At 66.0% G+C, this 303-nt stretch carries 1 pseudogene; it reads left to right on the top strand.

Going from position 1 to position 303, the window contains the following annotated elements:
- Nucleotides 1-188 (top strand): annotated as a pseudogene (locus tag MKK88_RS21610) (chemotaxis protein); the annotation flags it as partial.
- Nucleotides 189-303 lie beyond the last annotated feature (115 nt).

Here is a 303-nt window from a genome sequence, read left to right on the forward strand (position 1 = left end):
TCGGCGAAACCGCCATCCGAGAAGCAGCCAATCCAGCGACGCGACCGGATGCGGTGCGCATCGAGGCTGAAGGCAGAGGCAAGCAGTTCTTCGACACCCGGCGCGGGAAGCTCGCCGCCACCGACAATCTGGAAGAACGGACCCGGGCGGAGCAGGTCGCGCGCGTCGCAAAGGCTCAGCGTGATTAGAGCTTCGCCCTGTGGGGGGGTACCTTGGTCACGCTCCTGAGCTGCGCCGCGATCGCGGCCGCCCTCAAGCGCCTGACCGTCTTGTCAGCAGCTCTCGTGAGGATCTTGGTTGTCC

Source organism: Methylobacterium sp. E-005, assembly GCF_022829725.1.
In the GTDB taxonomy this organism is placed as follows: Bacteria; Pseudomonadota; Alphaproteobacteria; order Rhizobiales; family Beijerinckiaceae; genus Methylobacterium.